The sequence below is a fragment of the uncultured Succinivibrio sp. genome (assembly GCF_902756765.1).
In the GTDB taxonomy this organism is placed as follows: domain Bacteria; phylum Pseudomonadota; class Gammaproteobacteria; order Enterobacterales; family Succinivibrionaceae; genus Succinivibrio.
This window is the reverse complement of record NZ_CACVSS010000039.1, coordinates 14,351-27,142: the sequence shown is the minus strand read 5'-3', so window position 1 is coordinate 27,142 and position 12,792 is coordinate 14,351. Positions and strand designations below refer to the sequence as shown.

General features: G+C 41.7%; 12 protein-coding genes. 8 read left to right on the top strand and 4 right to left on the bottom strand.

Translation table 11 applies throughout. The features are described from left to right. Nucleotides 1-523: 523 nt before the first annotated feature. A complete protein-coding gene (gene cas6 / locus QZU45_RS07125) occupies nt 524-868 on the bottom strand; it encodes a CRISPR system precrRNA processing endoribonuclease RAMP protein Cas6 (protein ID WP_295353487.1) in 345 nt (114 codons plus the stop codon). Nucleotides 869-912: 44 nt separating this feature from the next. Between cas6 and QZU45_RS07120 the strand changes: the two genes are divergently transcribed. After that, on the top strand, nt 913-1,044 hold the full coding sequence (locus tag QZU45_RS07120) for a hypothetical protein (protein ID WP_295353481.1): 132 nt from the start codon (nt 913-915) through the stop codon (nt 1,042-1,044). Nucleotides 1,045-1,538: 494 nt separating this feature from the next. Here the strand turns inward: QZU45_RS07120 and QZU45_RS07115 are convergent, their stop codons facing one another. Together QZU45_RS07115 and QZU45_RS07110 are read right to left on the bottom strand one after the other, a co-directional pair. Further along, entirely contained in the window at nt 1,539-2,624 is a 1,086-nt protein-coding gene (locus QZU45_RS07115) for a tetratricopeptide repeat protein (RefSeq protein WP_295353478.1), read from the bottom strand. A 139-nt stretch (nt 2,625-2,763) separates the two neighbouring features. Further along, nucleotides 2,764-3,093, bottom strand: a complete 330-nt coding sequence (locus QZU45_RS07110; RefSeq protein WP_295353475.1) for a hypothetical protein — start codon at nt 3,091-3,093, stop codon at nt 2,764-2,766. A gap of 656 nt (nt 3,094-3,749) precedes the next feature. On the opposite strand from QZU45_RS07110, the gene QZU45_RS07105 reads away from it, so the two are divergent. The 4 genes from QZU45_RS07105 to QZU45_RS07090 all read left to right on the top strand — a co-directional run bounded on the left by QZU45_RS07105 (nt 3,750) and on the right by QZU45_RS07090 (nt 8,613). Further along, nucleotides 3,750-4,148 carry a type III secretion system chaperone gene (locus tag QZU45_RS07105; RefSeq protein WP_295353472.1) on the top strand — a complete coding sequence of 133 codons (399 nt, stop codon included), beginning with the start codon at nt 3,750-3,752 and terminating at the stop codon, nt 4,146-4,148. Beyond that, complete coding sequence (locus tag QZU45_RS07100) at nt 4,141-4,569, top strand: type III secretion system chaperone (protein WP_295353470.1); 429 nt, start codon at nt 4,141-4,143, stop codon at nt 4,567-4,569. Before QZU45_RS07105 ends, QZU45_RS07100 begins: the two co-directional genes overlap by 8 nt. Before the next feature lie 11 nt (nt 4,570-4,580). Beyond that, nucleotides 4,581-7,868 carry a hypothetical protein gene (locus QZU45_RS07095; protein WP_295353467.1) on the top strand — a complete coding sequence of 1,096 codons (3,288 nt, stop codon included), beginning with the start codon at nt 4,581-4,583 and terminating at the stop codon, nt 7,866-7,868. Nucleotides 7,869-8,049: 181 nt separating this feature from the next. Then, nucleotides 8,050-8,613, top strand: a complete 564-nt coding sequence (locus QZU45_RS07090; RefSeq protein ID WP_295353464.1) for a flavodoxin — start codon at nt 8,050-8,052, stop codon at nt 8,611-8,613. A gap of 60 nt (nt 8,614-8,673) precedes the next feature. On the opposite strand, the gene QZU45_RS07085 is transcribed toward QZU45_RS07090, so the two are convergent. After that, nucleotides 8,674-9,732, bottom strand: a complete 1,059-nt coding sequence (locus tag QZU45_RS07085; RefSeq protein ID WP_295353461.1) for a sugar-binding protein — start codon at nt 9,730-9,732, stop codon at nt 8,674-8,676. 276 nt (nt 9,733-10,008) lie between these two features. Between QZU45_RS07085 and QZU45_RS07080 the strand changes: the two genes are divergently transcribed. The 3 genes from QZU45_RS07080 to QZU45_RS07070 all read left to right on the top strand — a co-directional run bounded on the left by QZU45_RS07080 (nt 10,009) and on the right by QZU45_RS07070 (nt 12,591). Continuing rightward, the gene (locus tag QZU45_RS07080; RefSeq protein ID WP_074841792.1) at nt 10,009-10,320 is read left to right on the top strand and encodes a hypothetical protein; all 312 of its coding nucleotides are present in this window, start codon (nt 10,009-10,011) and stop codon (nt 10,318-10,320) included. A 624-nt stretch (nt 10,321-10,944) separates the two neighbouring features. Next, the gene (locus QZU45_RS07075) at nt 10,945-11,949 is read left to right on the top strand and encodes a dihydroxyacetone kinase subunit DhaK (RefSeq protein WP_295353458.1); all 1,005 of its coding nucleotides are present in this window, start codon (nt 10,945-10,947) and stop codon (nt 11,947-11,949) included. A 15-nt stretch (nt 11,950-11,964) separates the two neighbouring features. Then, nucleotides 11,965-12,591: a dihydroxyacetone kinase subunit L gene (locus QZU45_RS07070; RefSeq protein WP_295353455.1), complete on the top strand. Its 627-nt coding sequence runs from the start codon at nt 11,965-11,967 to the stop codon at nt 12,589-12,591. The last annotated feature ends 201 nt before the right edge of the window (nt 12,592-12,792 follow it).

The following is a 12,792-nucleotide window of genomic DNA, read 5'->3' as shown; positions in this document are numbered from 1 at the left end:
TATTTGACTGAATAACTATCTTTAGGAAGCTCTTGCGGTAGGGGAGAGCTCTGATAATCGTAGTTAATGGCTCTTTAAGATTAGGATTTTTACAGAAGAGCTATTAACCACAGTAAAGAATGATCCTTAAAATAAAGATCCTTGTTTTTATTAGAAAAAATAATAAAATATTCTTCTGTTTTGAACTGTATGCGTGATCTTGTGGTCAGATCTAGTGTATTGGTAATCAAATTATTTCCCCATCAGGGGACGAAAACAATCTTTGTCATCTCTATTATCCCAGGCTCCATATTCAAGTTCTAAAACTTATTCTCCGTAAGGGGACGTTTCCTTTTAGAGAAACTCATAAATGAATCAACTTAGAATTTTTATTAGGAGTGCATATTTATTGAAAAGATGATGCTCTTGAGTATTAACAGATCACCACTAAAGAAAGGGGACTGATTCCCTTTTATGATGAGTTTGTATGAAAGGAGTGTCGGTATCGCTAAAGAGGCGTTATTCCAATTAGGAGACAAAATGATTAACATTCAGCCTGCTGGAAAGTCTTTGGTTTTCTTTCAATTACTATCAATCTGTAAGCTCCCATGCCTATACTGGTTTTGATGCCAATACCTGAATACTCTCCAAAAGTAAGAAGCATATTTAAAAAGTTCTTCATGGTGGAGTTGCTTCTGCAACTTATAGTGATTGTTCCAATAAAGCTGTTTATTCTGATCCCTTCCAGATGAAAGACTGTACTTCTTAGTTTATAGGATGAAATGTAGCATCGTTCATAAAGCTGATTTAAGGTGTCTTCATCACTGATTATTTCATCCTGAAAGGCTGCCTCGTATTTCTTTACAAGACTGTTAATTATCAGGGCTATCTCCGGAAAGATGACATAACCTCCGTCTCTTTTAAATGAGACTGGTGTTTGAAAATCCAGTACGAATCTGCCGTCTCATGCAGCAGAAGGATGTTCTGTCTCCTGAAGAACTTCTGCAGATCTCATACGAGGCAGGTAAGCGAAAGGGGGAACTCTTATCAAACTGCCATAAGTAATTTCACCGTTCTAAACGAGCTCCAGTATTCAAACAAAAGACTCTTATCTAATGTCTTGGTTCCCTTCTAATTTCTTGTCTGGATTAGTTAGCTTAAGCAAATAGTATCCCTGTTACTTTTTCCAAGAAAGCTCTTATTCTATCTAGCTTCCCGATAGTACATGTGTTGTGTCAACTTACGGTGAATTAAATTTCAAACTGTTAATCTTCTACGTAATGAGCAGTTGTTACTTAGTTCTCGTCCCCTAACGGGGAAATAAAACTATGGAGGGAACTGTTTGGCTTTGTGGTGCAGACTGTAGCCAGCATGACAAGAGCTATGGCTGCAGCTGTTATGGTTAATTTGTTTTTCAGCATTATTTAATGTCCTTTAAAGTACGAATTCTGCTTAGGTACATTAAAGCTGATTAAAAAAGCTGATAGAGAATGAAATAGGGGAGAGATTGGGCTCTCTCCTCTATCTGTTAGGAAGTGATTGGAAAGGACTGCTGCTTATCAGTCATCCTCAACCCGTGGCATTTGTGCTAGGACTGCACAAGCTTGTGATGATCCTCTTTTGCAGCTTTTGTGGAAAAGCTTATAGGCCAATTTAATGTCCTGCTCTATGCCGCTGCCCATTCTGTAGGCATAACCCAGATTCAGACAGCCGATAGGATCATTCTTGTCACAAGCTGTTTTATAACATGAAAAGGCATATTCATCGTCACGCTGATTAATCGTTCCGTTAGAATACATATCGCCTAATTCAACACAGCTTCGGACACCGCCCAGATCACAGCCCATTTTCAGAAGTTCCAAGGCCTGCTTGGTTTCGTGTTCATCCTCAGATGCATTTTTGATGTTTGCAAGCTTATGACAGCTTACTGCTTTCTGCTCATCACATTTCTGTTGATAGATTTTGATGAGATCGTCTTTCTTAACACCGACTCCAAGACCCTTTCTGTATATGGATGACACCATTCTGCAAGCACCGAAATCGTCATTGTCACAAGAAACATTCAGCAGTCTAAAGGCTTTGAATTCGTTTGGCTCTACATCTATGCCGTTGTAGTAACGGTAGCCTAGTGATGACAGAGCATACAGATCTGCTTTTGCTGCAGACTGATTTAAAACCGATAAGCCTAACTCCAGATTTCTGTCACAGCCGATACCGGAAACAAGCATATCTCCGTAGATTGCACATGCTCGGTTGTCGTTGTTTAAATCGCATTCTTTTTTCAGTGTATCGAATACATTTTTCAGTTCTTCTTCGTTTGGAGATTTTAGAAGTTTGCTCTGGGCATTTGCAGAAACATCAGAAATATTGCGTAGGGAGACCGTTACTGCAGAGTCTGTAAATATTATCTCCTTACATGCATTTGAATTGGGATCGGAGACACATGCCTTATTGTAGAATTCAATCGCTTTGGTGTAATTCAGTACGCCGTTTGAGCCTTTAACGTATGCGTCTGCCGCAAGAATACAGTCCTCACTACTGCCTTGCTCACATGCACTATCAAGCTCTTTCTGCGTATTGGCACTAACGGCACCGGTATAGGAAAAGACAACAGTCCCGACAAGGAATGAAAGGATTTTCTTCATAATAACAACCGCTCTTTTTTATAATCACCTCTTAAGTTTAGTTCGTTTTTTAAGAGCTGCTATGTGAGAAATGAGCAATCGTGATTTATCTGGCTGTTTAGGATCACAATTTTCCTATAATCACCAAATAAAACGCAGATTATTTCTTAAATTGCACATAATCTAAAAAGTTTTCTTTTAAAATTCTCTCGGTCATAACTTCAAAAAACACACTAGCAGCATGATGTTCGATGTTGTCTAGTGTTGCTACTTTATCTAGTGTGGTATTAGCAAAGCCGGAGGGAATTATTTCATGTTTTTGGGGATCAAGAAGATATTTTATATCCAATTGTTCTGTGAAAAAATCAGCAAAAAAAAGCGCAAGCTTAGGGTATTCTCTGCATAGTTTGCTATTCTCGTGAAAGGACAGATGTTCTAAATGTGTTTTCGTCCCCTTATGGGGAAAAGGTTTTAGAACCGCACCTTCCAAAGACCTTGATACATAAGGGCTGAATATGCCATTTTACCGAGTCTCATATTTTTTGAACTATTTGACTCTATAAATCTCGGGAAAAACTTATATACCAACGGTTCCGAATGATTTAGAAAATTTCCTTATAAATCAATACATCGAATTTTTAAAGAAAGACTCGGCAGAATTTAGTAAAAATAAAATTATAAAACAGTAAGTTAACAATTACTAAAAACAACTGAGTTATAGTCGAGACCAAAGTAGTATACCGCTTTTGTAAGAACAAAACAGAGATCTATCTTTTAATTGGATTTTTCTATATCTGTAGTAAATACATTTTGTTGATTTGCCAGTGTCTTTTTTTGAAACATTTATGTCATAGACATTCAACGATGTTAATTCCTGCACTCAAAATACAGACTGTTTCTATTTAACTATTATTTTTAATCAGGTGTATTTTGTATCCGGTAAAGCAAGCCAGAAATCATTGCAGAATATAGCTGAAATATAATTCCAGACAGTTCTTTCAGACTGTAGCCTGTAAGCTGTCAGCTTCTCAGTTTTTTAATGTGATTTATATCAATTTCTGCTACATTAAGTAAATAATAGCTTTTCGAAATCTCTTATACTGTAGGTTATATCATTACGACGTGTTAACACATAAGAGAGCTTTTATGAATACCGATTACGAAGCATTCAGCAACCTTGTGAAGGAGCAGTTCCCTGATACAGTAGAAGGCAAGAGCGGTGTGCTGTCTCTGCTCTTTGACTCTATCAGTCTGTCAATTGTTCCTGTGCCTGCTGATCCTACTGCTGTGCTCTTCAGATTCAGAGTACTTGATTTAACTGTGCTAAGCCGTGCCGGAGAATTTCTCCTGGCAGCCTTAAAAGGCAATTTTTTCTGGTCAGGAACCGATGGCGCAACTCTTTCCGTGGGCAAAGACAATATGCTTTATCTGACTGAGAGACGTTATTTAAACGAGTTTCCTGCTGCCGAATCTATTGAGAGCTGTTTTGAGGATTATGCCCGCAGTGTCAATGACTGGCGTTTGAGAGGTCAGACCTATGCTTAGAGATCAGTTTGCATCTGTTTTAAAGGAATTCAGCTCTCTGGTTATGGAAGATATTTCTCTGGATGAGACTGATAATACCGACACCTTTACCGTAGATGATGACATTATCATCAATCTTCACTACCTGGTTGAATCAGATATGATTCTTATTTCCTCTCCGGTTGGAGCTTTCGGTGATCTTACTTCACCTGATGCAGGTAAAAAGGCTCTGGCACTTTTAAAACTCAATGATTTAAGCGGTGCCGCCTGCGAAGTTACTCTGATGCTGGATGGAGAGGGAGATCTGGTGCTTGCCGCTGACAGACGCAGTGCCAACACCATCAGTTCAACTGATGCCTTTGCCGCCTGGGTGGAAATTATGGTTCGTTCTGTCAGAGCAACCAGAGATTATTTTGCTAAACATTTTCCTCTTGAGAGTTAGGAGGATGAGCTATGAGTGAGCGCATCAACAGCGGCTTGAATTCAAGCCTTAATAATATCAATCTTCAGGGGGAGAATGTTGTTTCCGGTAACAACATTGTCAATAACAACAGCAACCCTGAAGCTCAGCGTCTTAATCAGCCAGAAGGCAGTCAGGGTCTTAACCCTAATCAGCCTGATTCCGGTGTGGATGATTATCTGAACGGTAATGCCAATTCCTCATTCATAGCAGGAAGAGGGCAGGCGCAGAATTTTGCCAACCGTCATGAGGTTACCTCAGGTAAGGACTGGGATTTTACGGATCCTGAGAGTGTTAGAGATCTGGTCAAGGAATCCTTTGACAACATCAAGAAATCCGTTGATGGCAAGGATGTTCTGGATAATCTTGATAAAAAGGTTACAGATGAGGTTGACGAGTTCTTAAAGAGCAACAGTCAGCTGACAGATTCCTTTAAAAGCAGTGTTCTGAATGATCTGACCCGGCTGAAGCAGGACATCGCAAAACTAAGAGAGGCCAGATCCAAGCTTACAAAAGGCTTATCCTCCTCAGCTGAAGGAAATGATCCGATAGCTCAGCTGCAGATCATGAAGAAAACTCTGCGTGTTTTCCGTTATGAAACCCAGAAGATTCTGAATAAGAATAATCCAGGTTCCAAACAGATGGATTTCTTTGAAGGCAAGCTTCGCGGTATTCAGAATTTATTCACCTTCGGAGTCAAGGATCATGTCAGTGAGCAGGATTTTGAAGATATTAAAGCTCTGGAGGCGAAACTGGAGTCCAGTCTTGCTGATTTGAATACCAAACTGCAGAGAATGGATTCCCAGTCAGGAAAGGTCCGTCTGCCAGAGGGCTTTGCTCTTGAGTCTACCATAGAAGAAACTCTGGAAATCTCTCACCGTACCAACGATCAGATCCGAATTTTTGAGAAGGAACATGCCCAGAAGGATGTTTTAAGAAAGATCATAACTCCATACGCAGAAAAGGGCGGTAAGCGTACCGTTGAGTTTACTGCCGGTCTTGGAGCCTTTCTTGGTCTCGGCATTGAAGCTGTTACTGCTGGTGTCCGTGCCGGTGCCCGTTTCAAGGTGATTGGAGAAATAATCTGCAAGGGCAAGGGGCATCCGCTTGAGGTTACCTATAGAATTGGCGGCGGTCTTGAGTTAAAGGGCGTGGCCAAGTTTGGTAATGAGGCTGCAAAAACCGGAGGCAAGGCCACTGCGGGGGTGGGTGGAGATTTTTCCCATTTTGTAACCAGAACCTATCCGACTGTTGAGGATATGATCCTCGATGCTGAGCGCTGCAAGCTTGCTACCAGCAGAACTGTAGGTGACGTGATTGTCGGCGGTTTGAAGAAGCTGGCATTTGGCATTGGCGGTCTTGGCACAAAGTTTTTCCGCTTCCTGGGCCGTCATTCCGGAGAGGTAATGCAGAGCAACAAGCAGTACCTTGAGAGCCTGCAGTCTCGCGGAGTTATCAGTGCTTTAGACAGTGTGCTTGCAAAACGTGCCAATCCGATAGTTGTTGCTGAACAGAAGGGCTGGACAGGACAGGGGATGGGACAGGTTTCTGCTAATTTCGGTCTGGGCGTTACCGGAAGTCTAGGTGTCGGAGCTTCAGTAACTCACTCCCGTGATTTTAATGTCAAGTCCAGTATCTTCGTTCCTTTTACCAAACTTGTTACCGGAGCAAAGGATGTGGATTCTTTAAAGAGTCTGCTTAGACCAGGTCCGGACGGCGTAACCATACCTGAACTTCCTCAGGAGACAAGTGATCTTAATCAGCGTTTTGAAGAGGTTCTGGCTACGGCTGGCAAAAATAACAATGTGACCAAGGATGGATGGGCTAAATTTGCAAATCAGGTTAGAACTCTCATGGTGGCAGTAGAAATTCGCTGCCGTGAGGGAAAAATGTCGCGAGGGGAGGCTGATCGTCTCTTAAACCGTATGAGCAATCCATCAGTAAAGATTCCTCAGGATGTTTTCCGTGAGTATCTGATGGATGGTTCTCCTGCTGGAAAACCTCCGAAGATCAGAACCTCTGCCCAGGTTAAAATCAAACTGTCTGTATTAAATGATGTTACCGGAGGCATGACCAAAGATATCGGCAATACCTTTGTGAAGGCGGTTGCAGACGGTGCTGTAAAGGAAATGCGCCATCAGATAGGTTTTGATTCCTCATACCAGTATGTATATACCTCGGAGAAGCCTTCTCCTTCAAGTCAGGATGCAAGACCTTGGGAGCAGGATGAAAAGACCAGTCATGCTCTGGTTGTTTCCAACGCAGCTCCATTCAGAGCGATTATAGATATCGCCACCAAGATTGCAGCAGGAAAGGGTCAGCCTCCTGAGCTTCAGACTGAAAATACACTGCTTGAGAACGCAAAACAGGCTGGTATTGATTCTCTTAAGGATGCAGGCAAGGGGGCAACCACCAAGATTATTATCAATACTCTTATTGCCGGTGTTAAGGAAGGGGCCAAGGCTGCAGTAATAAACTATCTGTCAAAACCTGAAAACATCGCTAAGATTATGGCCTGGATCGGGAAAAATGCCGGTAAAGCCTTTGACACTGTTCTTAAGATTGTAGAGTGGGCTGCAACTCACCCTGAGACCGCCATTGCAATCGCTGAGCAGACTATTGCAATGGTCAAGGGAACCTCATCACTGATTGAGTCAGAGAGGACCAAGACCGTTAGGTTCAACTATGTGAATGGCGAGCTTGATTCAATTGGTGTCTTTACCAACAGCAGCAGTTCTATCGGTGTCAATGTTGATCCTTTAGGTGTTGGTGTGGGCGTAGGCTTCGATGTGAAGTACTCTGTATCCGAATCCTTAAAGGATCGCGGTATTCTGGTCAATCCTTCACTGAATACACTGCTGTCTCTGACAGAGAGCTACACCCTTAGCGATACCTCTATCAGAACTGTTGAAAACAGTGAGCCGCTTAAGAATTATCTTGCAAAGAATATTTTTGCAATCAAAGGTAATTTTGAAGCTTACAGAGGCGATAAGGCTACAAAGACCTACGAGCAGGCCAGAGCCTTATGTTCAGGTGATCCTCAGCTTTTAGAAAAACTTGAAAGTTCCTGGGCAAAACTCAAGGCGGTAAATGCCAATACCCCTGATAATGAGATTGTGGATGCTCTGCATGATTTTCTGATGGCTACCACCAGAGCCTACCGTATCACGCTTCCTGTGGAGGAGGCTCCTGTGAAGAAGGTCAAAGTGGAGGCTGTTCCTGAACAGAGAAAACAACCGGAGTCCGCAATTAACATTGCAGCTCAGGTTCTGATGGTCTGATTGTTTTTCAGCAGGAGTCTGTAAGCATTAACGTAGTTAACTGCCGTGAGTTTTTAAAGAAAACAGCATAAATCACATACAGCCAGATAAGATCTTAATATCATTAAAGGCAGTGACAAGGAAATTCTGACATATATTCCTGCGCTGAATTCCGGTTACCAATCAACACAAAGAGGTTTCTATGAAAAGAGTAATGCTCAAACTTTTCACTTCCTTAATAGCTGTATCCATGATGATCTGTGGTTTTGTCTCAGAAACCTATGCCGCCTCCAAAGATACTCTGGTGGTATATTTCTCTGCAACAGGAAACACCAGAGCTCTGGCCTCAACGGCCGCAGCCGCTTTGGGGACTGATACTTTTGAAATCATTCCTTCAAAACCATATTCAGCAGATGATCTTAACTATCGTGATGATAACTGCAGAGCCAATGCTGAACAGCGTGATTCCGCACTGCGTCCTCAGATTAAGGATCTGAATGTTGATCTGAAAGCATACCGTACCATTGTGCTTGCCTATCCTCTGTGGTGGGCGGAGGAGCCAAGAATTATTGACACTTTTATTGAGTCCTTCGATTTTTCAGGCAAGACCATAGTTCCTGTATGCACCTCTGGCAGCAGTGATATTCAGAAGAGTGTTGAGAATATCAGGAAGCTGATTAAAGGAAAGCCAGCTGTAAAGGATGGCAAAAGATTTACGCCTGACAGTTCAAAAGAGGAATTCAAATCCTGGTATGACTCAATCTAGTACAAGGCTCTGAAAACTAAAAAAAGGCCATACTGATCTTTGGTAGTATGGCCGATTTTCTTAACTTTCCGCATCCAGATACCCGCTATCCTTAATAATCTCTCTCATATTTTCATTATCTACAAATTTTGGAGAGCACAGCAGAGTAGGAATCTCTTCACCATCTATGTCGTTGTCTTCTGAACTGTTTACCGTTACAGGTTCTCCGTTAATGAGCTGCAGCAGCATTTGCGCCGCTGCGTATCCAAGAACTCTGGCGTCCTTGAATACACACATGGACTGAAGTCCGCGTGTGATGTATTTAAGATTGTTAACCTGACAGTCCTGTCCGGTTACAAGCGGGAAGTTGTTTTTTCTGTAGCCTCCGTTCATATAAAGTGCTTCTATAACGCCGACAGCCAGACTGTCATTTTGACACAGTACGGCATCAAGCCTGTTTTTATCCCCATCAGGTCCCAGATTTAATTCGTCAATGAGTTTTTTCATTCTGTTTTTGGCTTCTTTGGTTTCCCAGTTGCTAGTATAGGTCGCTTCCTTATCCTGTTCGCCTGAACGGCAGACAAGCTTTCCCTGATCAAAGTAAGGCTTTAAGACTTTCATAGAACCGTTCCAGAAAGCCTCTACATTGTTATCGTGCTGATCTCCTGAGAAGAACTCAATGTATCTGGTTTCTGTGGAATCATTTTTAAGATTGAGCTTCTCTTCAAGATATTCTCCAAGGATCTGACCAACCTTGTAGTTATCAAAAGTGGCATAATACTTAACCGCATCTGTGTCCATTATCAGACGATCGTAGGATATAACCGGAATGTTCTTATCCTTTGCTTTTTCCAGCACATCAGAGAGAGATCTTCCATCTACAGGAATAATGACCAGATAGTCGCAGTCATTTTCTATAAGTTTCTCTATATCCTGTATCTGTCTTTTCGCTGTTCTGTCGCCGCATTTAATAATTACTTCGTGACCGTTTTCCTGTAGTTCACTCTGCATGACTTCAGCATCCAGATTAAAGCGTGGTTTATCCGGATTTGGCAGAGAAATTCCTACCTTCTTGGCAAATGAAGGCTGAGAGATAGCCATCAGTGCGACGGATAATGCTGCTGTTAGTAATTTTTTCATGGAGTTGTTCATTCTTTTCAGCCCTCTGACAGACACAGTCATACTTCAATTTTAGGTCAGATATTTAAATTAAGACAGCAAGAAGATCTGAATTTTGTTAAGCTAAAAAAATGATGAGAAATTTGCTCACAACTTAATTGTTTTGTATTTCAAAAGGATCGGCCTAAATTAGAAAATATATAATATATTAAACAGGAAAAGCTGACTAAAATCACCTATAATACTGCTCAAAGGTTTAAGACCTTTGTTTATTTTTCAATCCTTATCGGAGAATTTATGAGTTTAGCTATTTCTACTTCTGGTCTTGATGTAAATCAGTTTAGAATGAACAGTACTGCACACAATGTTGCCAACACCAACACAGAAAACTTTCATTCCCAGCAGGTAGTATCATCAGAAAATGCTTCTGAAAATAATACTGCTTCAGGCACTTCTGTAAACGCAGTAAAGAAATCAGCAGAGACTGGTGTAAATATCTCTTCAGAAATGACTGATATGAAGCAGAGCGAAGTTGTCTACAAGGCAAACGCAAAAGCAGTTCAGGTTCAGGACAAGGCTATGGGATCTCTTCTGGATACCGTGGCTTAATCAGGTTCTACAGATTTTTCAATCTCCATAATTACAACAGCAAAAGAATACTCAGACCTGAAGGCAGCTTTAGGTCAGGTATTTTTCTCAATTCGAATGTCAGGGGAATTTTCTAAATGCTTTTAATGTTATCTCTGCTTGTTGCAACCATTACCGTAAGCAGATTTTCTTACTCCTGCTGCAGCCAAGGCTGTAAGCTCAAATCGTAATCATTAATTCTTTTTCTGAGCTTTAAGCAGATGTTTGCTAGTGCAGACCTGGTGTCTGCACTATGCTTATTAATTCAATGTCTGACTGTCAGAATGACTCAGATTCAGAAGATTAGAATCATTACTTAATATGTTCTTTTCTGCCTGATTTTCTTTCCTTTGCTTATCTCTTATTTATCTTTATTTCTTTTTCAATTTTTTCCTTCCAAGGTGAATATTCTTATCTAAAAACAGAAAAAAGTACAATAATTCAAAGAGTAATTCGTTTTTGTTGTTGGATTGTGATCAAAAAATATACAAAATACGGTGCTAGAATGATCTACGATGCCTGATTTTTTCTAATCCAAAAAATAACAATATAAAAAAAGGCTTTAACACCTCAAGAAGGTCAAATGCATTAAGGAGTGAACAATATATGCAACGTCTATTAAACAAACCCGAGAATTATGTTGATGAGATGCTTGAAGGTCTGTATGCAGCATCTCCTGACAAGGTTACCTTTGTAAATGACGACAAGCGCTGTCTTGTGTCTAAGTACAAGAAAAAAGGCAAGGTTGGACTTGCAACCGGCGGTGGTTCCGGACATCTGCCTCTGTTTTTAGGCTATGTGGGTAAAGGCCTCTTAGATGGCTGCTGTGTCGGCGGTGTTTTCCAGTCCCCAAGTCCGGAGCAGATGCTTAATGTAACCAAAGAGATTGATCAGGGCGCCGGTGTTCTGTATATCTACGGCAACTATGGCGGCGATATCATGAATTTCGATATGGCCAAAGATATGGCTGATATGGAGGATATCGAGGTTCGTCAGGTGGTTGCAGGAGAGGATGTTCTGTCCGCTCCTAAGGACAAGGCTGACAAGCGCCGCGGTGTTGCCGGTATCTTCTATGTGTACAAGATTGCAGGCGCAGCCGCAGAGGCAATGAAATCCTTAGATGAGGTTGAGCGTCTGGCCCGTAAGACCTGCGAGAATGTCCGTACGGTAGGTATGGCTTTATCTCCTTGTATTATTCCTGAGAAAGGCAAGGCTAACTTTGAGCTTCCTGATGGCAAGATGGAAATCGGTATGGGTATTCATGGCGAACCAGGCATTAAGCTTGAGGATTTAAAGAGTGCGGATGAGATTGTTGATACCATGCTTGACCCTATTCTGCAGGATCTCCCATATAAGAGTGGCGATGAGGTTTCTGTTCTTGTAAACGGCCTTGGCGCAACTCCACGTGAGGAACTGTATATCGTTTATCGTCGAGTAAGTCAGATCTTAAAGGACAAGGGCATAAGGGTATTCAATGTTTATGTAGGTGAGTACGCAACCTCCATGGATATGGCGGGTATGTCAATATCTCTTCTGAAACTTGACGAGGAGCTTAAGACCTATCTGAAGATGCCTTTCGATACTCCTTTCATGACACAGAATCAGCTGTAGTCAAAGGAGCTTGTTATGGCATTTACCAGAGAGAATTTTCTTGCATTCCTTGAGTCAGCCTCTGCTCTTATGAATGAGAACAAACAGTATCTTATTGATCTTGATTCCGCTCTTGGCGACGGTGATCTTGGACTTACCATGACCTCCGGCTTTACCGAGGCGGTAGCTTTTGCCAAAGGAAGCTCTGAAACAGATTTAGGCAAGCTTGCAGCTCAGACAGGTATGGCCATGTCCAAAAAGGTTCCCTCCACCATGGGCACACTTGTAGCCAGTGGTTTTATGGGAGCCGGAAAGGCTGTTAAGGGTAAGAGTGAGCTGAGTGATGAGGAGGCTGCGGCTTTCTTTACCGCCTTTACCGACGGAGTCTGCAATCGCGGCAAGGCTGCCGTAGGTGACAGAACTATTGTGGATGCTCTAAAGCCTGGCTCTGACGCCTTTGCAGCAGCTGTAAAGGAAGGTAAAAGCCTGCATGATGCAGCTTCCATTGCCTGTGATGCAGCACAGAAGGGCTCTGAGAGTACAAAAGATCTTACAGGCAAGTTCGGTCGTGCCGTCTACTATGGAGATAAGGTCTTAGGCGTAGTAGATCAGGGATCAGTAGTCGGAGCTCTTATCTATAAGGCCATGGCTCAGACTCTATAATTTATTCAGAATTTCTCCTTCATTTGCTGTGGTTTTTGCTGAACCGAAAACCACAGTTTTTTTTATCCAGATCACAAAACCGAAAGAAAGATTTTTCATCGCCATTTACGACAGAAAATGGCATAAAACCTTTATTTTTCGCAATAATAAACAGAGAACATCGTTCTCTAATTAAGAATATCGTTGTAATTTTTTTTAGCC

Excerpts from the sequence above, each read along its gene's own strand:
- QZU45_RS07115 (WP_295353478.1), bottom strand. The coding sequence starts at position 2,624 with ATGAAGAAAATCCTTTCATTCCTTGTCGGGACTGTTGTCTTTTCCTAT.
- QZU45_RS07105 (WP_295353472.1), top strand. The coding sequence starts at position 3,750 with ATGAATACCGATTACGAAGCATTCAGCAACCTTGTGAAGGAGCAGTTC.
- QZU45_RS07100 (WP_295353470.1), top strand. The coding sequence starts at position 4,141 with ATGCTTAGAGATCAGTTTGCATCTGTTTTAAAGGAATTCAGCTCTCTG.
- QZU45_RS07095 (WP_295353467.1), top strand. The coding sequence starts at position 4,581 with ATGAGTGAGCGCATCAACAGCGGCTTGAATTCAAGCCTTAATAATATC.
- QZU45_RS07090 (WP_295353464.1), top strand. The coding sequence starts at position 8,050 with ATGAAAAGAGTAATGCTCAAACTTTTCACTTCCTTAATAGCTGTATCC.
- QZU45_RS07085 (WP_295353461.1), bottom strand. The coding sequence starts at position 9,732 with ATGAAAAAATTACTAACAGCAGCATTATCCGTCGCACTGATGGCTATC.
- QZU45_RS07080 (WP_074841792.1), top strand. The coding sequence starts at position 10,009 with ATGAGTTTAGCTATTTCTACTTCTGGTCTTGATGTAAATCAGTTTAGA.
- QZU45_RS07075 (WP_295353458.1), top strand. The coding sequence starts at position 10,945 with ATGCAACGTCTATTAAACAAACCCGAGAATTATGTTGATGAGATGCTT.
- QZU45_RS07070 (WP_295353455.1), top strand. The coding sequence starts at position 11,965 with ATGGCATTTACCAGAGAGAATTTTCTTGCATTCCTTGAGTCAGCCTCT.